The sequence below is a fragment of the Roseburia sp. TF10-5 genome, from assembly GCF_003462365.1.
GTDB lineage: Bacteria > Bacillota > Clostridia > Lachnospirales > Lachnospiraceae > Roseburia > Roseburia faecis.
Genome location: NZ_QTYW01000001.1, coordinates 81,117 through 104,565, shown reverse-complemented (window position 1 = coordinate 104,565; position 23,449 = coordinate 81,117). Strand labels below are relative to the sequence as shown.

The 23,449-nt window shown below is 44.6% G+C and carries 20 protein-coding genes; 2 read left to right on the top strand and 18 right to left on the bottom strand.

Annotated elements, in window-relative coordinates; all coding sequences use genetic code 11:
- Nucleotides 1–5 precede the first annotated feature (5 nt).
- Complete coding sequence (gene galE / locus DXD06_RS00525; RefSeq protein WP_022046644.1) at nt 6–1,022, bottom strand: UDP-glucose 4-epimerase GalE; 1,017 nt, start codon at nt 1,020–1,022, stop codon at nt 6–8.
- A gap of 166 nt (nt 1,023–1,188) precedes the next feature.
- Here galE and DXD06_RS00520 point away from each other — a divergent pair, with 166 nt between their 5' ends.
- Nucleotides 1,189–2,025 carry an AraC family transcriptional regulator gene (locus DXD06_RS00520; protein WP_022046645.1) on the top strand — a complete coding sequence of 279 codons (837 nt, stop codon included), beginning with the start codon at nt 1,189–1,191 and terminating at the stop codon, nt 2,023–2,025.
- A gap of 19 nt (nt 2,026–2,044) precedes the next feature.
- Here DXD06_RS00520 and DXD06_RS00515 read toward each other — a convergent pair whose 3' ends face one another.
- The 7 genes from DXD06_RS00515 to pheA form a co-directional block, all read right to left on the bottom strand.
- Nucleotides 2,045–3,379: a sodium-dependent transporter gene (locus tag DXD06_RS00515; RefSeq protein ID WP_117830464.1), complete on the bottom strand. Its 1,335-nt coding sequence runs from the start codon at nt 3,377–3,379 to the stop codon at nt 2,045–2,047.
- Nucleotides 3,380–3,467: 88 nt separating this feature from the next.
- Nucleotides 3,468–3,824, bottom strand: a complete 357-nt coding sequence (rplT, locus tag DXD06_RS00510; protein WP_055067893.1) for a 50S ribosomal protein L20 — start codon at nt 3,822–3,824, stop codon at nt 3,468–3,470.
- A 24-nt stretch (nt 3,825–3,848) separates the two neighbouring features.
- Nucleotides 3,849–4,046 carry a 50S ribosomal protein L35 gene (gene rpmI, locus DXD06_RS00505; protein ID WP_022046648.1) on the bottom strand — a complete coding sequence of 66 codons (198 nt, stop codon included), beginning with the start codon at nt 4,044–4,046 and terminating at the stop codon, nt 3,849–3,851.
- A gap of 23 nt (nt 4,047–4,069) precedes the next feature.
- Nucleotides 4,070–4,564, bottom strand: coding sequence for a translation initiation factor IF-3 (gene infC / locus DXD06_RS00500; protein WP_022046649.1), 495 nt, complete (start codon nt 4,562–4,564; stop codon nt 4,070–4,072).
- A gap of 207 nt (nt 4,565–4,771) precedes the next feature.
- Nucleotides 4,772–6,898 carry an RNA degradosome polyphosphate kinase gene (locus DXD06_RS00495; RefSeq protein WP_117830270.1) on the bottom strand — a complete coding sequence of 709 codons (2,127 nt, stop codon included), beginning with the start codon at nt 6,896–6,898 and terminating at the stop codon, nt 4,772–4,774.
- Nucleotides 6,899–6,912: 14 nt separating this feature from the next.
- Nucleotides 6,913–8,451: a Ppx/GppA phosphatase family protein gene (locus DXD06_RS00490; protein ID WP_117830269.1), complete on the bottom strand. Its 1,539-nt coding sequence runs from the start codon at nt 8,449–8,451 to the stop codon at nt 6,913–6,915.
- Nucleotides 8,452–8,478: 27 nt separating this feature from the next.
- Nucleotides 8,479–9,609: a prephenate dehydratase gene (gene pheA / locus DXD06_RS00485; RefSeq protein WP_117830267.1), complete on the bottom strand. Its 1,131-nt coding sequence runs from the start codon at nt 9,607–9,609 to the stop codon at nt 8,479–8,481.
- A gap of 87 nt (nt 9,610–9,696) precedes the next feature.
- Between pheA and DXD06_RS00480 the strand changes: the two genes are divergently transcribed.
- Nucleotides 9,697–10,716, top strand: a complete 1,020-nt coding sequence (locus DXD06_RS00480; RefSeq protein WP_117830265.1) for a DUF5050 domain-containing protein — start codon at nt 9,697–9,699, stop codon at nt 10,714–10,716.
- A gap of 75 nt (nt 10,717–10,791) precedes the next feature.
- Here DXD06_RS00480 and DXD06_RS00475 read toward each other — a convergent pair whose 3' ends face one another.
- The 10 genes from DXD06_RS00475 to DXD06_RS00430 all read right to left on the bottom strand — a co-directional run bounded on the left by DXD06_RS00475 (nt 10,792) and on the right by DXD06_RS00430 (nt 23,289).
- Nucleotides 10,792–15,303 (bottom strand): PolC-type DNA polymerase III, encoded by a 4,512-nt coding sequence (locus DXD06_RS00475; RefSeq protein WP_117830263.1) that lies wholly within the window; start codon nt 15,301–15,303, stop codon nt 10,792–10,794.
- Nucleotides 15,303–16,361: a flavodoxin-dependent (E)-4-hydroxy-3-methylbut-2-enyl-diphosphate synthase gene (gene ispG / locus DXD06_RS00470; protein ID WP_055067958.1), complete on the bottom strand. Its 1,059-nt coding sequence runs from the start codon at nt 16,359–16,361 to the stop codon at nt 15,303–15,305. The genes DXD06_RS00475 and ispG overlap by 1 nt, the downstream gene beginning before the upstream one ends.
- Before the next feature lie 18 nt (nt 16,362–16,379).
- Entirely contained in the window at nt 16,380–17,429 is a 1,050-nt protein-coding gene (gene rseP / locus DXD06_RS00465) for an RIP metalloprotease RseP (protein WP_055067959.1), read from the bottom strand.
- A 5-nt stretch (nt 17,430–17,434) separates the two neighbouring features.
- Complete coding sequence (locus DXD06_RS00460; protein ID WP_055263712.1) at nt 17,435–18,580, bottom strand: 1-deoxy-D-xylulose-5-phosphate reductoisomerase; 1,146 nt, start codon at nt 18,578–18,580, stop codon at nt 17,435–17,437.
- Nucleotides 18,581–18,590: 10 nt separating this feature from the next.
- On the bottom strand, nt 18,591–19,391 hold the full coding sequence (locus DXD06_RS00455) for a phosphatidate cytidylyltransferase (RefSeq protein WP_022046658.1): 801 nt from the start codon (nt 19,389–19,391) through the stop codon (nt 18,591–18,593).
- A 1-nt stretch (nt 19,392) separates the two neighbouring features.
- A complete protein-coding gene (locus DXD06_RS00450) occupies nt 19,393–20,103 on the bottom strand; it encodes an isoprenyl transferase (RefSeq protein WP_022046659.1) in 711 nt (236 codons plus the stop codon).
- A gap of 69 nt (nt 20,104–20,172) precedes the next feature.
- Nucleotides 20,173–20,727: a ribosome recycling factor gene (frr, locus tag DXD06_RS00445; protein WP_022046660.1), complete on the bottom strand. Its 555-nt coding sequence runs from the start codon at nt 20,725–20,727 to the stop codon at nt 20,173–20,175.
- A 13-nt stretch (nt 20,728–20,740) separates the two neighbouring features.
- Entirely contained in the window at nt 20,741–21,439 is a 699-nt protein-coding gene (gene pyrH, locus DXD06_RS00440) for a UMP kinase (protein ID WP_055067900.1), read from the bottom strand.
- 24 nt (nt 21,440–21,463) lie between these two features.
- A complete protein-coding gene (locus tag DXD06_RS00435) occupies nt 21,464–22,306 on the bottom strand; it encodes a polymer-forming cytoskeletal protein (protein WP_117830260.1) in 843 nt (280 codons plus the stop codon).
- A 20-nt stretch (nt 22,307–22,326) separates the two neighbouring features.
- Nucleotides 22,327–23,289, bottom strand: coding sequence for a polysaccharide deacetylase family protein (locus DXD06_RS00430; RefSeq protein WP_117830258.1), 963 nt, complete (start codon nt 23,287–23,289; stop codon nt 22,327–22,329).
- Between the last annotated feature and the right edge of the window lie 160 nt (nt 23,290–23,449).

Here is a 23,449-nt window from a genome sequence, read left to right as displayed (position 1 = left end):
TTTAATTAATCCTCATAACCGTTTGGATTGTTCTTCTGCCATCTCCAGGAATCCGCACACATTTCCTTAATTCCATACTGCGCTTTCCAGCCAAGTTCACGTTCTGCCTTACCCGGGTCACAGTAACAGGTTGCAATATCGCCAGGACGGCGAGGCTTGATGCTGTATGGAATCTTAATGCCGTTTGCTTCCTCAAAATTCTTTACGATATCAAGCACGCTGTAGCCGTGTCCGGTACCAAGGTTGTAAATGCAAAGTCCGGCGTTCTCTTCGATCTTCTTTAATGCCTTTACATGTCCGTTTGCCAGATCAACAACGTGGATATAATCGCGCACACCGGTTCCATCCGGAGTATCATAATCGTTTCCGAATACACCAAGTTCTTTTAACTTGCCAACTGCAACCTGTGTAATGTAAGGCATCAGGTTGTTCGGGATGCCGTTTGGATTCTCCCCCATGGTTCCGCTTGGATGTGCTCCGATTGGATTGAAGTAGCGAAGCAGGATCACATTCCACTCATTATCTGCCTTGTAGATATCTGATAAAATCTGCTCCAGCATGGACTTTGTCCATCCGTAAGGATTGGTACACTGTCCCTTCGGGCAGTTCTCGGTAATCGGAATTTCTGCCGGATCGCCGTATACGGTTGCAGATGAAGAGAAAATGATGTTCTTGCATCCGTTCTGACGCATAACATCAACCAGTGTTAAAGTTCCTGCAATGTTGTTGTTGTAATACTCCCAAGGCTTTGCCACAGACTCTCCGACAGCCTTCAGTCCTGCAAAATGAATACAGCTGTCAATCTTCTGCTCTGCAAAAATTTTATTTAAGATGTCACGATCAAGGATATCTCCTTTATAAAATGTAACTTTCTTTCCGGTCAGTGCCTCCACACGATCCAGTGACTTTTCTGAAGCGTTTGACAGATTATCCAGAACAACGACATCATATCCCGCATTCTGCAGTTCCACACAGGTATGACTTCCGATATAGCCTGCTCCACCAGTAACTAAAATTGCCATAATTCCACTCTCCCTTTCTGTGCTTTTGTTTTCTTCTGATACCCCTATTCTATCGCTCCCGGCTCTTAATGTACAGAACCAAATGTAGAAAAAACATGTAAAAATGTTGCATGTGCATAAAAAAACGTATAAACTCAATACTAGAATCGTGTAAGGAGCATTTCCAATGAATGATCAATATAAAAATTCCTACAAAGCAACTGCAAAAGAACTTGTTTCCCTGTCTGTCTATAATGTCGGATACCAGCTATGCGATGCCGGCTATCAGTGGGGACCCGGAATCCGCGACCACTACCTGATTCACTATGTGATCTCGGGAAAAGGCACATACGAAGTCAACAACGAAACCCATTTTCTTTCTGCCGAAGATGCCTTTCTTGTGTATCCGAATACGGAGATCATCTACCGTGCCGATGCAAAAACGCCATGGGAATATGCATGGGTCGGATTTACCGGAAGTGACGCTGCCACAATTCTGCAGGCAACCGATTTTTCCCGCAAACATCCATGTATTCATGCAGTTCCCAACGGCGAAGAAGTCAAACGTCAGCTTCTGCATATCTATGATGCCAGAGGAAACGGATTTGAACATGCCGTTGAAATGACCGGCCGGCTCTATACCACGCTGGCGCTCTTTCTAAAATCTTCCACCCAAAAAGAAACGCAGCTGACAGCCGCAACCTACGTCCAGAAAAGTATCGAATATATCAGCGCCAATTACTCCTACCCGATCACAGTGGAAGATATTGCCGCCTACGTCGGTTTAAGCCGCAGCCATCTGTTCCGTTCCTTTGAACTGGTGCTGCAGCAGTCCCCAAAAGAATACCTCACGGATTTTCGCATGAAACAGGCATGCTATCTGTTGGAACACTCAAATCTTTCGATCACCGCCATTGCAAATTCCGTCGGATTTGATAATGGGCTGTATTTTTCAAAAACCTTTCATAAGAAAAAAGGGGCCTCTCCCAAAGCTTATCGCATAAAAATAAGAGGGACAGAATAATTTTTGCCCCTCTTTTCTTCTAATGCCACGGAAACGTGAACATTCCATAAATATAAATAAATAAAATCCCTACAGGCACAAAATAACAGAACAGCGGTTTCATCCATGCCTTGATTTTTAAGCCTTTTCCCGCATTGGCCTCCTGCAGGAAATTGTTCCACCCCCATCCCCGGCGTGTACAGCAAAACAGCGCCAGTATCAGTGAGCCGAGCGGCATCGCATTGTTAGACACAATAAAATCCCACAAATCCAGCCATGCCGTGCCTTTTGCAAACGGCTGAAAACGAATCAGACTGTACCCCAGCGCCGTTGGCAATGCCACAAGAAACGTCCCAATCCCGCAGACAATACATCCCACCGGACGTGACCAGCCCGTCAGTTCCCGGATCATGGCAAGCAGATTCTCACATACTCCAAATACCGTTGACATGGCGGCAAACACCATGAACAGGAAAAACAGCGCACCCCACCAGCGTCCGCCCTGCATATGGTTAAACACACTCGCCATCGTATCAAACAAAAGGCTTGGTCCCGCAGTCACTTCAAGATTATAGGTATCGCAGGCAGGAAACATAATCATGCCTGCAACAACTGCTACAAACGTATCTAAAACAATGATATTTACGGATTCTCCCAAAAGGGAACGCTCTTTCCCGATGTAGCTTCCAAAGATCGCCATGCCACCCATACCGACCGACAACGTGAAAAACGCCTGATTCATTGCTTTTACAATCATTGTACCTGATATTTTGGAAAGGTCCGGAATCAGATAAAAAGCCAGCCCATCCTTTGCGCCGGAAAGCGTAAAACTGTGGATCGCCAACACCAGCATCAGCACCAGAAGCGCCGACATCATATATTTGGTAATGCGTTCAAGGCCTCCCTGCAGCCGGAAACTCAAAATCACAAATGTAATCACAACCGTGATCAACAGGTAACCAACATTTACGGATGGTGTTGTGATCATTTTTTCAAATCCCAAATCCGCATTCTGACCGGTAAGAAACTTCACAAAATAATAAATAATCCAGCCTGCAACAACGGAATAAAACGCGATCAGTGCAATATTTCCAATCAGACACACAATCCCCGGAATTTTCCATTTGCGTTTTCCGGAAAGTTTCTCATACATATACAAGGGACTTGTCTGTGCCGCACGTCCTACGGAAAGTTCCATCACCATTGCCGGAAGCCCTAAAATGAGCAGACAGATCACATAGACAAGCATGAAACTGCCACCGCCGTTTTGTCCGCACATCCAGGGAAACTTCCATACATTTCCGCATCCGATTGCACATCCTGCCGAGAGCATAATAAACCCAAGTCTGCTTCCGAGCTGTTCTCTTTTTTCCATTGTTTCCAATACCTTTCCCCGTATATTTTTCAAAAAACTCCGGACAAACAACTTGTCCGGAGTTTTCTACCCAACATTTTTCCGATGACTAAGCTAATGCTTTCTTTGCAACTTCTGCAAGCTTTGCAAAACCTGCTGCATCTGTAACAGCCATGTCAGCTAATACCTTACGGTTTAAATCAGCTCCAGCTACCTTTAATCCGTGCATGAACTGGCTGTAAGAAAGTCCGTTCATACGAGCTGCTGCGTTGATACGAGCAATCCATAACTGACGGAACTGTCTCTTTCTCTCTTTACGTCCAGAATAAGAACTTGTTAAGGCTCTCATTACGGACTGCTTAGCTACACGATACTGCTTGGAACGAGCTCCTCTGTATCCCTTTGCTAACTTTAAAGTTCTGTTATGTCTTTTCTTAGCGCCTAATCCGCCTTTAACTCTTGCCATTTCCTATATCCTCCTTAACAAATCTTAGATGTATGGTAAAATCTTCTTCATGTTCTTGATGTTTGTCTGATCCATCATTGCTGCTTTTCTGAGATTTCTCTTATTCTTTGTTGTTTTCTTTGTTAAGATATGTCTTCTGTAAGCCTTGTTTCTCTTTAACTTTCCGGTTCCGGTTGCTTTGAAACGCTTTGCTGCTGCTCTGTTTGTCTTAATTTTTGGCATTGTGTATTCCTCCTTAATAAATGTTATCTTTTCTCTGCCAACACCATACCGATGCTTCTTCCCTCGATCTTCGGTGCTTTTTCCACTACTGCAATATCGGAAAGCTGCTCAGCAAGATCATCTAAGATGTGCTTACTGCTGTTCATATGTGCCATCTCGCGACCACGGAAACGAAGTGTGATCTTGACTTTATTGCCTTTTGCGAGGAACTTCTTTGCAGCGTTCATCTTGGTGTTCAAATCATTGGTGTCAATGTTTGGTGACAGGCGGATTTCTTTTAATTCCACTGTCTTCTGCTTCTTCTTTGCATCCTTTTCCTTACGTGCAAGATCATAACGATACTTACCGTAATCAATTACCTTGCATACAGGCGGCTTTGCATTCGGAGCAATCTTGACAAGGTCAAGACCGGCTTCATCTGCAATTTTCTGTGCCTCTCTGGATGAGACAACACCAATCTGCTCGCCATCCGGTCCGATCAGACGAACCTCTCTGTCTCTGATCTGTTCGTTAATCATTAATTCGCTAATGGTTTTGTACCTCCAATAAAAAATAGTGGATAGGCAGACTATCCACTATTACATCTAACATTCATATAACATGCTAAAAGTATGAACACTAAGTCGCCCGATTGCGCTTAGGTGAGAGTGGATACTCTACTTGTTTCTTAACAACCATTTGACTATACCACCTGATTACGGTATTGTCAACTGTTTTCTGTAAATTTATTCCGCCGGTTCTGCCGGAATAAACAGCCGCTGGTTGTTTCCCGGATTCTGATCCGGCACTGCTGCTTTTGCCTCCGCACAAAACTGCTCCTGTGAGTTTATCAGGACCTTGCCCCGCTTGTCAAGTTTTTCATACGTACCATCCGGCTGCATCACACGCGCTTTCACATTATCTTCCAGTTCCACATGCAGAATATGCAGTGCTTTTTCTTTGAGTTCCTCCTCAATCACCGGGAAAACAATCTCTACACGCCGGTCAAGATTTCGCGGCATCCAGTCCGCACTTCCCATAAATACTTCCGGATTGCCGTCATTATAAAAATAGAAAATACGGCTGTGCTCCAGAAAATTTCCCACAATGGAACGCACGGAAATATTCTCACTCACTTCTGGAATTCCAACGCGCAGACAGCAGATTCCGCGCACGATCAGATCAATCTTTACACCGCTTGCAGATGCCTCATACAGTGCCGCAATAATGCCCGGATCACAGAGGGAATTCATTTTTGCCACGATACGGGCTTCCCTTCCCTGCTGCGCGTTTTTTGTTTCCCTTCCAATCAGCCGCAAAAACTTATCCCGCAGCCAGTATGGTGCCAGCACCAGCTCATTCCATGCCAGCGGCTCGGAATATCCGGATAACATATTAAACACCGCTGTGGCATCCTCCCCGATCGACTCTTTGCAGGTAAAGATTCCGCAGTCCGTATATAACTTTGCCGTCGAATCGTTATAATTTCCGGTTCCCAGATGAACATAGCGGCGGATTCCGTCCTCCTCCCGGCGGACCACCAGTGCGATCTTGCTGTGTGTTTTAAGGCCAACGAGACCATAGATCACATGACAGCCTGCCTGTTCCAGTTTTTTCGCCCATACAATGTTGTGCTCCTCATCGAAACGGGCTTTCAGCTCAACCAGAACCGACACCTGCTTGCCGTTTTCCGCTGCCTGTGCCAGACTGCTGATAATCGGGGAATTTCCACTGACTCGATACAGTGTCTGTTTAATCGCCAGGACATCCGGATCTTTGGATGCCTGCCGGATGAAATCCACAACCGGATCAAAGGTTTCGTATGGATGATGCAGAAAAATATCCCCTTTGCGGATTGCGGCAAAAATGTCACTTCCCGGTGTAATTTCCGGCACCTGCTGCGGCGTATACGGTTTATAGCGGAGATGGTCATATCCGTCAATCCCATACATTTTCATTAAAAAAGTCAGATCAATCGGTCCTGCAATCTGAAAAATATCCTCATCCGATACTTTCAGCTCCGTCTTTAAAAATTTCAGAAGTTTTTTGTCTACCTTCTCTTCAATTTCCAGACGGATAACTTCTCCCCACTGACGCATCTTTAATTTGTTTTCAATCTCTTTCAGCAAATCTGATGCCTCATCCTCATCAATTGTCAGATCTGCGTTTCGCATGATCCGGTACGGATATGCACACAATACGTTGTAATTGGAAAACAATATGCCGATGTTGCGTTCTATGATCTGCTCAAGGAGAATAAACGATTTTGTCTCCCCTTCGCTTGGAATCTGTACCAGACGCGGCAGAACACTTGGCACCTGCACGGTCGCAAACACGGTCTCATCCTCCGTTTTCTTTCCGGTCAAAAGTGCTGCAATATTCAGTGTTTTATTGCGGATCAGCGGGAACGGACGCGATGCATCCACCGCCATCGGGGTGAGTACCGGATATACATTTTCCATAAAATAGCGATCCACAAAACGCGCCTGTTCCTCATTCAGATCCTCATGTGCATCCAGAAGATATATTCCTTCTTTGCGCAGAAGCGGCATCAGGGAACGACTGAATGTACTGTACTGGATATTGACCAGTTCCCGCGCCTGTTTATTGATGGCGGAAAGCTGCTCCGTTGCGGTCATTCCGGCGATATCACGCTTTTTATATTTTGCATGTACCATATCCTTTAAGGATGCCACCCTTACCATAAAAAATTCATCCAGATTGGAAGAAGTAATACTGACAAATTTCAACCGCTCCAAAAGCGGAATGGATTTATCTCTTGCTTCACTTAATACACGCTGGTCAAACTTAATCCAGCTGAGCTCACGGTTTTCATAATATGCCGGATCTTTAAAATCTATTTTTGTGTCCATAAAAGCCCTCCGATCTAATAGTTATAAATACGCTTCTCTTTTAAAACAGGTTTCATGCTGTATACATTTTCAAAATAAGAGGTCTTTGCGTCAAACAATGCCTGTTCCAGTGCAATATCCTCAAATGCCTCGACCGTAATCACGAGTTTTCTCTCCCTTACCGCGATCCGGATATTTTTAAACTTCTGTTTATGACTCTGATCCAGCGCATTTGCCACACGAAGAATTGCCGAAAGTTTTGCCACGCAAAGATACTCTTCCTGACTCAGCACATCGGCGACTTCCTCATACGGGTCCAGAGGAAGGGTATTGTAACGCACGATCTGTGCAACAATCTCCCGCTCCTGATGGGTCAGACCGATAATCTCTGAGGACATGATAATATGATACGTACTCTCCGACGCTTCCGCAAAGCTGACATACTTTCCACAGTCATGCAGGATTGTAGCCACCTGAAGCAGCAGACGCGCTCGCTTTCCAAGTCCGTGTTCCTGTTTCATCGCATCAAAAATCTTAATGGATAGCTTGGAAAGTGTCTGAATGTGTGGAGAAAAACTGTGGTAATGCTCCGATAAAAATGTGGCCGCCGAAATGACATCCGCATCAAAATCATGTGTCGATGCCAGCAGTTTATTGTGCTGTGCATAATCAAATGCCATACCATCCTGAATATTTGCGCCCGGAACCCATACCTCTTTCGGATTCACATTCTGTGCCATCATTTTATACAGCACAAGTGCCGGAATAATTAACGGTTCCCTCTCATCCGAAAGATTCAGTTCCGCTGTAATTTCCTCCAGTGTTTTTTTGAGCAGTTTATCGATAAATTTAGAGAATTTATCCAGCTTTACCTGCCGGCTTTTTCCGCCTTTTTCCTCAATCTTTTTGACCAGGCCGTCGGCATAGTCACTGATCAGGATCAGATAATCCACCGGCGTATTCATATACATGGCACGGAATCCCTCGAGTTTTTTATTGACATATTCCTCAATCTGGTTTTCATACATTTTCAGGGAATATCCGCGGTCTCCAAGCAGATTCCGCAAGCGCATGATGCCCGCTTCCATGTGCTGTGTCGTGATCATCTTTCCGTTGCGGAATAACGTAATCTGTACGCTCGCTCCGCCGACATCCACGACTGCTGCACTCGTCTTTATCATCTCCTCAAACACCGGACTTCCCGCCACCGCTTTATAACTGATAAAACGGTGTTCCGAATTGCTGAGCACCTTTACCCGGAATCCGGTTCTAAGATAAATCTGGTCGAGAACAAATATCTCATTCGTGGTATCCCGGAGTGCGGCTGCGGCACAGACTTCATAAATGTCTACCTTGTAGCTTTCCATAATCTCTTTAAACTGCGCCAGTGTTTCACAGAGTTCTTCCACCTGCTCATATCCGATTGTCCCGGTGCCGTAAGCACCTTTCCCCAGTTCCTGCCGGGACCGGATGTGATCCACCTCATGAAACTTTTTTCTGTTTGTAAACTCAAATACCTTCAGGCTCACATCGTATGTGCCAATATAAATTGCTGCAAATGTGTGAATTGCCATACGCCCACCTTCTTTCACCAATTCTGACTAATACGTACCAAGAATCCGGAATGCAATTGTTTCCTCCCGAAGTCCGCGCAGCGCATTCTGCACTGCATGATCCTCAAATCTTCCCTCAAAATCAACAAAGAAACGATATTCCCAGTTTTTATTTTGTAACGGACGTGACTGGATATTTGTCATATTCAGTCCATTATAAATAAAATGCGACAGTGCATGATATAAAGCACCGCTTTCGTGATTGATCTCAAAACAGATGCTGATCCGGTCTGCCTGATCGGTATATACTTTTTTCCCTGTCACAACAATAAACCGGGTCGAATTATTTTTATTATTCTGAATGGAATTGCGTAATACTTTCAACCCATAAATCTGGGCATTTTTTGCACTGGCAATCGCCGCATGGGAAATCTCCCCATCCTCTTTGACCTTCTTGGCTGCAACGGCATTATTGCTGACACTGAATTTTTCCCAGTCCGCATGACTGTCCAGAAATTCACTGCACTGCATCAGTGACTGTTTGTGCGAATACACGGTACGGATATCTCTCTCATCCGCATCTTCCAGTCCTAAAAGTGCATGATCAATACGGATGATCTGCTCCCCGACAATATAATTATCATATTCCACCAGAAGATCATAATTTTCCGAGACAATTCCTGCCGAAGAATTCTCGATCGGGAGTACCGCATAATCCGCTTCCCCGTTCTTAATGGCCTCCATGGCATCTTTCCAGCTCTCCACATGGAAATTATTGCAGTTTTCTCCAAAAAACTGTTCCATGGCAAGCTGGCTGTAGGCACCTTCGAGTCCCTGAAAAACAATCCTTGCATTGGAATAATCCAGCGTGTGAATCGGCTCAAACTCCTGCGGAGGCATAATTCCATGCTCCGTCAGCAGTTTATACTGTTTCTTACGGCTCATTGCCATGATCTGCTCAAAAAGTTCACGGATTCCGTGTCTGGTAAAATCACTTTCCGCTTTTTTCTGCAGCGTTGCCAGCTTGGATTCCTCCCTCTCTTTGTCAAAAACCTGCTTGCCGGTATTTATTTTGTATTCAGCCACATCCGAGGTCAGTTTCATCCGTTCCTCATAGAGTTTTACGATCTGTTCGTCAATTTTATCAATATCTTTTCGGATATCTAGTAAATCTTTCATATAGCGCTCCTTCATGATTTATGATAAAATTTTATAACACAAAGGTATAAAAGGCAAGATACAACTTACCAAGGAGGACTCGATATTATGAAAAAACGTTTGCCCATAATTATAATTGCTGTTCTGGTCGTAGTATTTGCAGGACTTGGCTTTTACAGCCATCAGAAAAGTAAGATCAAATACAACACAAGCTATGTCAACGGAAATACTGCCGGAAACCTTTACAATGCCGGCTTGTTTTGTGAGAAAAACGGAACCGTTTATTTTGCCAATCCGGATGACGATTACCGGCTGTATTCCATGGATACAAACGGCAATCATCTGAAAAAACTCAGTTATGACCGTGTCATGTATATCAACGCCGATGACCATTATGTATACTATGTACGCAATAATGAAAATAATGGAACCGGATTTGATTTCTTCTCCTACGCAAGAAACAGTCTGTGCAGAATTGACCAGAATGGAGAAAACACTAAAATTTTAGACAAAGATCCCTGCCTGTATGCCTCGCTTGTCGGAAACTACATTTATTATCTGCACTATGATGACAAGGATGCTACAACGCTTTACAAGATCGGAATCGATGGCGAAGGACGCAAAAAAGTATATTCGCCTTACATTTTTACATGCAGCACGCTGGGTCAGTATATTTATACCAGCGGAACCGAAAGTGACGGTGCCATCTATCAGCTGGATACCGCCAGTGACAGTTTAAGCAAAGTCTATGAATGTAATTCTTTCAAACCGATCGTAACCAGTGATGACAATGTTTATTATATGGATGTGGATCAGAACAACGCCCTGGTACATACCAATATGAAATCCGGTCATCCGGTTACACTTACCAAGGACAGTCTGGATCTCTACAATGTATACGGAAGCAGTATTTTTTATCAGCGCTATTCCGAAGACCATCCGGCCCTTTGTATGATCAAAAATGACGGCAGTGGATATCAGGAACTGGCACAGGGCAATTACTCCAATATCAACGTCACTTCCAGTTACATCTATTTTACCGATTTTAAGACAAAAGAAATGTTCTGTACACCGACCGATCATCCGGGAACACTCACCGCTTTCCATCCCGGCGTTATCAAAAAATAAATGTATAAGACTGTAAAAGAGGAGGAACCCAAACATGCGGTTCCTCCTCTTTTGTTTTTCAAAACTTCCATAACATTACGCGCCAAAATCAAACAGGGAAAGCTGATTGGATTCCGGCATATCGCCAAACAATCCCAGATCACTCATCAGTTCTATGGTTGTCTTTGATACTTTTGTCCGTTCCCTAAAATCATCCTTGGAAAGAAAAATTCCGTCTTTTGCCGCTTCTGCAATCGCAACTGCCGCATTATCGCCAAGTCCGTCAATCGTATTGAGCGCCGGCAGCAGTTTTCCATCCACAATCTGAAAATGATGCGGTTCTGACTTATAGATATCCAGCGGAAGAAATTCAAATCCTCTGGCATACATTTCCTGTACCAGACGCATATCTTTGTAGGTATCCTGCTCTTTTTTGGAGAGCTCGTCCTTGCGCTTTTCGTACTCATGCATATATCCTTCCAGTTTTTCTTTTCCCTGACACATCAGCTCATAACTGAACGCGGTCGCACGGATAGAAAAATATGCTGCATAGTAAGCCAGCGGATAAAACACTTTACAGTAGGCAATGCGCCATGCCATCATAACATACGCGGCTGCATGGGCTTTCGGGAACATGTACTTAATCTTCTCACAGGACCAGATATACCAGTCCGGTACATTGTGATCGATCATATCCTGCTTCCATTCCGGCCATTTGTCACATTTTCCTTTTGCCACAATTCCCTTCCGGACATTCTCCATAATCTTAAACGATTCCTCGGAATCCAGTCCCATACTGATCAGATAGATCATGATATCATCCCTTGTACAGATGGCGGTAGAAATCGTTGCCTTCTTTTCCTGAATCAGTGTCTGTGCATTGCCAAGCCATACGTCCGTACCATGGGACAGCCCTGCAATACGCACCAGATCCGAAAATTCTTTTGGCTGTGTGTCTATTAACATGCCCATGGCAAAGTCTGTACCAAACTCCGGGATACCCAATGCCCCCAGCTGGCAGTTCACCAGATCGTCCGGCGTGATGCCAAGTGCGGAAGTATCCTGAAACAGCGACATGACAGCCTTATCATCCAGTGGAATCTGCGTCGGATCTACGCCCGTCAGATCCTGCAGCATACGGATCATGGTAGGATCATCGTGCCCGAGAATGTCAAGTTTTAAAAGATTATGGTCAATCGAGTGATAATCAAAATGTGTGGTCGTAATATCGACCGTCATATCATTTGCTGGATGCTGAACCGGGGTAAATGTATAAATCTGTTCCCCCATCGGAAGAACAACGATACCACCCGGATGCTGTCCCGTAGTACGACGCACCCCGACACATCCAAGCACGATCCGGTCAATTTCACAGTTTCTCTTATGTACGCCGCGCTCTTCATAATAATTTTTGACATAACCGAATGCCGTCTTATCCGCCAGCGTACCGATCGTTCCTGCCTTAAAGGTCTGTCCCTCCCCGAAGATAACTTCGGTGTATTTATGTGCCTTACTCTGGTACTCTCCGGAAAAGTTCAAGTCGATATCCGGCTCTTTATTTCCCTTAAATCCCAGGAACGTCTCAAACGGAATATCAAACCCTTCTTTGGAAAGCGGTTTTCCGCAGCGCGGACAGAGCTTATCCGGCATATCACATCCGCTTCGGCCGGAAAAAGATTTTACCAGATCCGAATCAAAATCGCTGTACTGGCAATGTTTGCACAGATAATGCGCATGCAGCGGGTTCACCTCCGTAATACCGGACATTGTCGCAACGAAAGAACTTCCGACCGATCCACGCGATCCGACCAGGTAGCCGTCTTCGTTGGATTTCCAAACCAGCTTCTGCGCAATGATATACATCACAGCATACCCATTGCTGATAATGGAATTTAATTCCCGGTCTAAACGTTCCTGCACAATTTCCGGCAGTGGATCTCCATACATTTTATGTGCTTTGTTGTAACAGATGTCACGCAGCATCTGGTCCGAATTTTCAATGACCGGCGGACACTTATCCGGACGAACGGGAGAAATTTTTTCGCACATATCCGCAATCCGGTTTGTATTTGTAATAACAACCTCTTCTGCTTTTTCACTTCCAAGATAGGCAAATTCTTTCAGCATCTCTTCCGTCGTCCGCAGAAAAAGGGGAGCCTGCTCATCCGCATCTTTAAATCCCTGCCCTGCCATGATAATTCTCCGGTAAATTTCATCCTCCGGATCTAAAAAATGCACATCACAGGTTGCCACCACCGGCTTATGGAACTGTTCCCCGAGCCGGACAATCTTTTTATTGATCTCAATCAGATCGTCATTGGACGCAACCGGAGAATCTTCATCTCTTACAAGGAATGCATTGTTTCCGAGCGGCTGGATTTCCAGATAATCATAAAAGTTTACCAGTCTAGAAATTTCTTCCTCCGGACGGCCATTTAAAATTGCCCGGTACAACTCTCCCGCTTCGCAGGCAGACCCGATCAGAAGTCCATCCCGGTACCTGATAAATTCACTCTTCGGAATCCTCGGACGCCGGTGATAATATTTGATATGCGCCAGCGAAATCAGCTTATAGAGGTTTGTCCGCCCCTGATCGCAGGTGGCAAGAATGATCGCATGATAAGTCGGCATCTTTTGTACATTCTGCACCGATGAGGTTCCCATTGCATTCACTTCGTCTAAGGTAGACATACCGCGCTCCCGGAGCATCTCAATAAACTTCACAAAAATCTCTGCCGTACATCCGGCATCATCCACTGCACGATGGTGATTTTCCAGGGATACTCCCAGCGCTTTTGCAACCGTATCCAGCTTAAAACGGTTCAGATTCGGAAGCAGGACACGCGCCAGGGCAACCGTATCCACAATCGTCGGCTTGCATGGAATATCCAGCCTCTGGCAGTTTTTCTTGATAAAACTCATATCGAAATCGGCATTATGGGCAACCATAACACATCCCTCGCAGAATTTCATAAATTCCGGAAGAATGTCTGCAATGACAGGTGCATCAATCACCATGGAATCATTGATCGACGTCAGCTGCTCAATCCGAAACGGAATCGGCACTTGTGGATTGACAAACGTTGAGAATTTGTCCACGATCTTTCCGTTCTGCACCTTCACCGCCCCGATCTCTATAATGCGGTTGGTCTCCGGACTAAATCCGGTTGTCTCCAAATCAAATACCACATAATCTGCATCCAGATCCTGGTTCTGGCTGTCCGTCACCATCCCCTTTAAATCATCGACCAGATATGCCTCCACGCCGTAAATGACTTTAAAATCCGAATCGGACGGTACGGTATGATTGGCATCCGGGAACGCCTGCACATCCCCGTGATCGGTAATGGCAATCGCCTTATGCCCCCATTTCATTGCACGCTTGACAATATCCTTGACATCTGAAACGCCATCCATATCACTCATTTTGGTATGGCAGTGCAGCTCTACGCGTTTTTCTACGCTGGTATCCATACGGACCGTTGTAAAATCGGCGCATTTCTTGATTCCGACGATAGAACCGATGGTAAGTTCACTGTCGAACTTATCAATGGTTGCAACACCTTTGACACGCACAAACTTTCCCCCGCTGATTTCTTTTAACAGCTCCGGTACATCATCATTTCTCGCAAAAATTTTAAGAACAATCGTATCGGTAAAATCCGTCACGGAAAAAATAATGATGGTCTTTTCATTGCGGATCTCACGGGTATCTACCGACAGAATCTTTCCGCGGATCACAACCTCTCCGATCGGTCCGTCAATCTTCTCAATCTCCATGCTCTCTTCTTCGAAGTCTCTTCCGTATATTACATCCGGATTCATGGATTTTTTGCCGTTATCCGACTCGAATTTCCGGCGGAACTCTCCCCGCTTTTCAAACTTCTGCTTTGGTTTTGCATAATTTGTACCATTTTTTGAAGTGTCTGCACGATTTCCTGCCGTTTTTGCAATTGTCTTTGTTTTTTCTTCTGTTTCGACAGTTTTCTCTTTTTCTTCCGTTTCCTGGGATTTTCCTTCCATAACCAGCTTCGTCCGCGCAACAATTCCTGCCACTTCCTGCCGGATCTGTTCTTCGGAATTTTTCCGGTATTTGCTCTCCTGCGGTTTCCGGTATTGTGGAAATATTTTCAGATTCATTCCACAGCGCTCACAGATCACTTTCTCTAAAAATTCGATAATCTCATCCGTACGGGTTTTGGCAATAATAGTCTCATCCATCGTCAGAATCAGACGGTCCTCTTCCGGAAATTCCATGTCCGCCGTCCGCAACAGATTGTATTCGAGCACACTGTAGGCATTCAGTTCATCTAAAATACTGTCCTTATACACCTCTATCAGAGACTTCGGGGTATACTGTTCGGAAAGCTCATAAGACTCTATGATCTTTACCTGTATGGCCCGGTTCTGAAAAATCTGTTCGGTAATCGCTTTTTCAAGTTTCCATATGTTTTTTTTGAAAATAAGTCTTTTTGCACGCAAATAAATGCGAATATGAGTATGTTCATGATTCGCACTTATTTTTGTCACTTCAGTTGTATCTAACAGCCCTTCGAGTTCTTCCTCCAGTTTCAGTGTCGGAAAGGCTTCACGAAATGCTTTTGACATCAGTCTTCACTCCAATGTTCCAATTCATAACGCAGTGCCGGCAGAAGTTCTGCTTCCGGTACCTTTTTGTAAATTTCTCCATGTTTGATAATCAGACCCTCGCCGACACCTCCGGCAATCCCGATATCGGCTTCCTTTGCCTCTCCCGGTCCGTTTACCACACATCCCATTACCGCCACTTTGATATCAAGCGGAAATTCCGAAACCATCGTTTCTACCTGATTGGCAAGCCCGATCAGATCAATGCGGGTTCTTCCGCAGGTCGGACAGGAAACCACTTCCACGCCCCCTTTGCGAAGTCCGAGGGTACGAAGAATCAGTTTTGCGGATTTAATCTCTTCCAACGGGTCCCCGGTCAGAGAAACACGGATGGTATCCCCGATTCCCTGGTTTAAAATCAGTCCCAGACCGATTGCGGATTTGATATTCCCGCTGATCAGTGTTCCCGCCTCTGTGATTCCCACATGCAGCGGATGATCCGTCTGTTTTGCGATCAGCTCATGTGCTTTGACACACATCATGACATCCGAGGATTTGATACTGATCACAAGATTATCATAGCCCATATCTTCGATCAGTTTCACTTTATCCATTGCGCTCTCCACAATTCCCTCTGCGGTCACACCATGGTATTTTTCCACGAGACCCTTCTCTAAAGATCCGCTGTTGACGCCCACACGGATAGGAATCCGGCGCTCTTTTGCCACATCCACAACCGCTTTTACACGCTCACGACTTCCAATGTTTCCGGGATTGATACGAATTTTATCCGCACCGTGCTCCATGGCTGCAATCGCAAGCCGGTAATCAAAATGGATATCCGCAACCAGCGGGATGGTAATCTGTTTTTTGATTTCCGTCAGCGCCGCAGCTGCCTCCTGGGTGGGAACCGCGCAGCGGATAATTTCACAACCGACTTTTGTCAGCTGCTTAATCTGTGCCACCGTTGCCGCAACATCCTCTGTCTTTGTATTTGTCATAGACTGAATCGCAATCGGATGATTTCCGCCAATCCATCTGTTTCCAATCTGTACTTCCTTTGTGATATGTCTCTCCATCATAACGCCTCTAGCCTCTTAGATAAATAGTTTTCGAATGTCATTGAACATAACAATAAACATCAGTCCAAACAACAATACAATACCAACCAGATTTACCATGCCTTCTTTGTTTGGATCAATCCGCTTTCTGCGGATCGCCTCAATAATCAGAAATAACAGCCGGCCTCCGTCTAGTGCCGGAAGCGGCAGCAGATTCATAACGCCCAGATTCGCAGATAAAAGAATCGTCCAGTTGAGCATATTCAAAAGTGCATAGTAATACCCGTCATTTTTTACAGACTGCTGATAGGTGTCTCCGATTGATTTTACGATACCGACCGGTCCGCTCAGTTCGTTTGGAGATACCTGACGTGTCACAAGCATTTTCAGACTCTGGATAGTGGTATAAATCCAGTATCGCACCTCATAAAAACTGTTTTTTAGGTTTGTGAGCACGTTTCCCTTTACCCGGACATTTCCCATGGTCTGAAATCCGTACAGATATCTTCCGGTCTCTTTATCCAGTTTCGGAACCAGTGTTGTCGTATGTTTCTGCCCATCCCTTGCATAAGTGACTTTAATGGTTTCCCCGGAATGAAATGTTCCGTATGCAGTGATTTCTCTGCTGAAATGAACCGAAAAATGATTCATCCGGATAATCTCATCCCCTTCCTGAAGACCTGCCTCTTCTGCGGCATATCCTTCCATTACCCCGGAAAGAACCGGCTTATCATATCCCACACAGCTCATCAGGATAAACGCGAAAATAAATGCAAGAATAAAATTAAAAAAAGGTCCTGCAAATACGACGCTCATACGTCCCCATACCGGCTTTTTACCAAATGCACGATTGTCCGTCGAATCTTCGTCTTCCCCTTCCATCATGCAGGCTCCTCCAAACGGAAATGCCTTAATGCAGTATTTGGTTTCGCCTTTTTGTATCCCACAGATAGTCGGTCCAAGGCCGAAACAAAATTCATTTACCCGGATTCCGTTTGCCTTTGCAAGCAAAAAATGCCCCAGTTCATGAAATAAAATTACAATACTAAATATTACAAATGCGATAAGAAATGATACAATTTTCATTTTTTTTACCACCTGCCCCCTATATATTCATATGTTGCCTGCTCTGTCTCTAAGATCTGCTCTAAATCCGGATGTGCGATATAGCTGACTTCTTCCATTGCAGCTTCAATCATTTCCGTAATTTCCGGATAAGCGATTTTTCTGTCCAGAAACATTGCCACTGCCTTTTCATTTGCGGCATTAAAAACCGTTGGGATATTTCCTCCCCGTCTGGCAGCATCATATGCCAGGGAAAGCCCACGGAAGGTATCCGTATCCGGGCGCTCAAACGTAAGGTCACGAAGAGCAAAAAGATCCAGACGCTTCCCGGATAAATGTTTCCGCTTTGGGTAATACAGTGCATACTGAATCGGCAGACGCATATCCGGCGTTCCAAGCTGCGCAATCACTGCACCATCCTCATATTCTACAGCAGAATGAATGACACTCTGCGGATGCACGACAACTTCAATCTGTTCGAGTTCCACACCAAACAGCCATTTTGCTTCCATAACCTCAAGCCCTTTGTTCACAAGTGTCGAAGAATCAATGGTCACCTTGTGTCCCATGGACCAATTCGGATGCTTTAATGCATCTTCCACCTGTATATGGAGCAGATCCTGCTTCTTTCTGCCCCGGAACGGTCCTCCGGATGCGGTAAGAAGGATTTTACTGATCGGATTTTCTTCGTTTCCCTGCAAAGACTGGAAAATGGCACTATGTTCACTGTCTACCGGAAGAATAGACACTCCATACTCCGCTGCAAGCGGAATAATGAGATGTCCTGCCGTAACTAACGTTTCTTTGTTTGCCAGGGCAATCGTTTTCTTTGCCTTTATGGCTGCAATGGTCGGCCGGATTCCGAGCATCCCGACAATCGCCGTTACCAAAATTTCCGACTCTTCATAAGTTGCAACCGCAAGTAATCCATCCATTCCGGTTTCCACAGGAATGCCCAGATCCGCCGTGCGGACCCGAAGGGAAGCTGCTGCCTCTTTGCTCCACACAGCAACAAGCTTTGGGCGAAATTTCCGCATTTGTTCTTCCAGCAGACGGATATTGTTTCCACAGGCAAGTGCGGTCACTTCAAAATCATCTGCATGTTCTTCAATCACAGAAAGTGTCTGTGTTCCAATGGACCCTGTCGATCCCAAAATTGCTATCTTTTTCATCGTTCACCTCTTACAGCATATGAAGCGCCAGGAAATAAATGATTGGTGCAGTAATAATCATGCTGTCAAACCGGTCGAGAATTCCTCCATGACCGGGAATCAGCTTTCCGTAATCCTTGATATCATAATTTCTTTTGATGGCAGAAGCTGTCAGATCCCCTACCATGGAAATCAGTCCGGCAATTGCCGCAATCACAGCAAGAATTACAATTTCTCCACGTTCCAGATGCATCGGGCTACGGAAAATAAAACAATATAAAGCGGTCAGAAGCGCAGCACCTGCCACCCCTCCCACTGCACCCTCTACCGATTTTTTCGGACTGAGTTTCGGCGACATCTTGTGCTTTCCGATCAGCATTCCGACGCAATATGCACAGGTATCGCATCCCCACGAACATAAAAATACAAGAAAGGCAAGATATAACCCTCTCTCCAGCGTACGGATCTGATATACATAAGAAAGCATGACCGCTACATAGAAGAATCCAAAAAATGCTGCCATCACCTGATCTGCATGAAATTTCGGATATGCAAATACAAATACAAACATTAACAGAATCAAAAATGCCATAAATAAAATCATAAGATCCGGCAGAAACTTCCACTGTAAATTACAGTAATAAACGATTGCCGCCAGATATCCAACGCCTGCCAGAACGGTCTTTTCCATCTTGAACACTCGATATAATTCAAACATTCCGATACAGGAAATGGCAAGTGTTGCAAATAATAAAATTTCATGGCCTGAAATAATCAAAAACAGAGCCAGAATTACCAGCACGATTCCGCTTAACAGTCTCGTTTTAAACATCCTATTCTTCCTCCTTAAGTCCGCCAAAGCGTCTGTCTCGTTTATTATACGCTTCCACAGCTAATTCCAATTCTTTTTTATGAAAATCCGGCCACGGAACATCCGTAAAATAAAATTCGCTATACGCAAGCTGCCACAGCAGATAATTGGAAAGCCGCTGCTCTCCACTTGTACGAATCAGTAAATCCGGGTCTGGAAGTTCCCTTGTATCCAGATATCCGGAAAAGGTTTTCTCATTGATTTCCTCCTCCGTGATTCTGCCATTCTTTATATCAGTAAACATATGCTTCATGGCCCGAAGCATCTCATCCCGGCTTCCATAATTGATGGCAATGGTCAGATTCAGTCCCGTATTTGCCGCGGAAACTTCTTCCAGTTCCTGAATCTTTTTCTGAAAACTTTCGGATAATCTGGAAAGTTCCCCAATCACACGTACCCGCATATTATTTTTATTTGCCGTGCGGATACAGTTTTTCAAATAACTCTCCAGCAGTTTCATCAGTGCAGCCACTTCGCTGTCCGGACGATTCCAGTTTTCCGTGGAAAATGCATACAGTGTCAGGTACTCAATTCCAAGCTCATCTGCAGCCTGACAAACCGTTTCTACATTCTTTGCGCCAACGGTATGTCCGTAATTGCGTGGCATACCCTTGCTTTTTGCCCATCTTCCATTCCCATCGAGTATAATCGCCACATGTTTTGGAATTTTCATCAATCTTGTTCCCCTCTTTCCTGCAAGTGAAAAAGGGACATAGCCACAGGCTTATGTCCCTTAAACATCTTATACTGTAAGAATTTCATCCGACTTGGCATCCACAGCCTTGTCAATCTGTGCAACATACTGATCGGTCAGTTTCTGGATTCCGTCTTCGAGATCCTTGATCTCGTCCTCGGAAATATCCTCCGCCTTGCCTACTTTTTTGAAATGATCCATCGCATCTCTGCGGATATTTCTCACAGCGACCTTGGCACCCTCACCTTTTTTCTTAATATCTTTTGCCAGCTCTTTTCTTCGCTCTTCGGTCAGTTCCGGAAATACCAGACGAATCAGTTTTCCGTCATTCGTCGGGTTAATTCCCAGATCCGAACTGAGAATGGCTTTTTCAATTTCTTTTACCATAGATGCTTCCCATGGCTGAATCTGAATCATTCTCGGCTCCGGAACACTGACATTTGCAACGCTCTGAATCGGAGACGGTGTTCCGTAATAATCAACACGAAGTTTGTCCAACACATGCGGATTCGCACGTCCTGCACGGATTCCCGCGAACTCCTCATTTAAATTGGCAAGGGATTTCTCCATTTTATCCTGAAAAATCTGTAATCTCTCGTCCATATACTATATCCTCCTAGTCCACAGTAACGACGGTTCCGTTGAACTGGCCGTTTACCGCGTTTACAATGCTGTTCGTTTCACCAAGTCCGAATACATACATTGGAATGTGGTTTTCCATGCACATTACGGATGCTGTCAGATCAACGACCGCAAGTTTTTTATCAATGACTTCCTGAATGGAAACCTGATCATATTTTTTAGCGGATGGATTTACTTTCGGATCGCTGTCATATACACCATCGATTGCCTTGGCAAGATAAATTCCATCTGCTTCAATCTCTACCGCACGAAGTACCGTTGCCGTATCTGTTGAGAAATATGGATGTCCGGTACCACCTGCAAAAAATACAACCATGTTATGTGCAAAATATTTATTTGCACGATCCTTGGAATATAACTTTGTGATAGATCCGCACTCAAACGGAGTAAGCACGGAAGTCATCATTCCAACGGAACGGAAAATTTCTGACACATAAATACAGTTCATAACCGTAGCAAGCATACCGATCTGATCGGCTTTTGTACGGTCGATCGTCTCACTGGTACGTCCTCTCCAGAAGTTGCCTCCTCCGATGACAATACCAACCTGTACACCTGCATCTACCAATTGCTTTACCTGCTTTGCAACAACCGTAACTGTCGGCTCATCAAATCCATGATGCTTGTCCCCGGCCAATGCCTCTCCACTGAGTTTTAATAAAATACGTTTCATCGTATCTGTCTCCTATGATTGATTTTACTTTCCGTCAAAAAGTCCCTGCACATCAATATCAGCATAGCACTGAGAGCAGAAACCTTCGATTACTGCACCGTTATTAATCTGTACGGAACGGGATTTGATATTTCCCATTACCACTGCAGATGTATCAACAACAACAGGTCCCTGTACATCAATATCACCCTTGATCGCACCAGCAATAACTGCAGAAGCTGCTGAAATATTACCAATGATCACAGAACCGGCTCCGATCTTAACCGTACCGGAACTTACAACTTCTCCCTCTACTTTTGCCACATCAGCAAAAAACTCTGAAGCTGCACTATTTCCGTTAATCGTTCCGGTTACAACCAGCTTACCATTGCAGGTTACATTTCCATTGATGGTTCCCTGAATATCAAATGATCCGTCAGACGCGATATCACCGGTCAGAACGGTTCCTGCTGTTATAACAGATGTCTCATCTGAGATTGCATCCGGATTCACTTTGCTTTCCATTACTGGTGCTACTGGTGCTGTTGGCTTTGGGGTTTCCATTGTTGTGTCGCTCATAATTTTTTTCTCCTCATTAAATGTATTGATTACCGGATCCACAGTTGGTGTGATCACCGGTTTTTTATCCTCTTTGTGAATTGGTGGAAGCTCCGACTCTAACTTTTGTGTATCAGACCCGTCATCCTTTTGTACCTGCTCCAGTAAACCATCCAGTTTGGATAATTCGGATTTTACATCCACATCTTCTCCCAGAGTGTTAACTACCAGATCTTCTGTCTTGTTTTCTTTTCCCGGAACGTCTGCTCCCGGCATCATTTCATTGACTGCCTGGGAAAAATCATCCTTAAAATCTTTAAATAATCCCATCGTGCTTCCTCCACTCATATTTATTCAACACTATCTGCCTTGATATATTGAATGACTTTTGTATTTTCATCAATCGGCAGAATTTCTGTTTTCATCTGCTGCAGTTTCTGAATCAAAGGTTCCAGAGCCTCTACCGTTGTTGACTTGTCATCCCCGTCGTGCAATAACACGACTGAGGTTTTGTATCTTTTTACTCCTTCTGTCACATTTGTCACAACATCATCCACCGTATAATCCGATGAAGAATCTCCTGCAGAAACATTCCAGTCAAAGTATGTAATTCCCTTTTCATTTAAGACACGAACGAATTCAGCCATATTTACATTGCTGATCTCATTGCTGCTTCCTCCTGGAAAACGATAATAGAGACTATTGACTCCCGTAACGTCTTTCAGATATGAGGAAATCTTATCAAAATCCTGTTCAAATGCCTCTGTGGAGGCATATATTGTACTGTATTTGTTGGAAAAGGAATGCATTCCAAGTGTATGTCCGTCTTTTACAATCCTCTTATAGACCTCCTGCATATCCTTGGAATCATCCCCTACTACGAAAAAAGTTGCTTTTACTCCGTATTTACCCAATACGTCGAGAATCTTGTCCGTATTTTCATCCGGTCCGCCGTCAAAAGTAAGATATACTTTATGTGCATCTCCCTCTTTTGCCATATTGTCCTCGGAATCAATCCCCGTCACAACTTTATCGTAAGCAGATTTCTGTGTCTCCTGCCCACTGCTTTCTGTATCCGCAGCCTGCACATTTTCAGAATCCGGAATATTTTGCGAAACGGTTGTCTGTCCCGCTTTCTCCAGTCTCTTTACATGGCTGCTCAAACGTGCTACCTGCACCGTCAGAAGGATAATTGCCAACAGTGAGACAAGCATCCATACCGTAATCGTCACAATGATTCCCGTTTTCATACGGTTGATGCGATTTCTCCTCTGGCGCTGCTGCTCCAGAGCTTCTGAATCTTTTGTACTCATCCTGTTCCTCCACCGGGAAATATCCTTTTCTATTTTAACATATTTTGAAAACTTGTAAAGATTTAATTCCCTGTTGTTGTAAAATTGTTATAAAAAAGGAGCCACGGTTTCTTTATTTTTCCAAAACCACGACTCCTTTTGTGTTTTCACACAGCTTGAC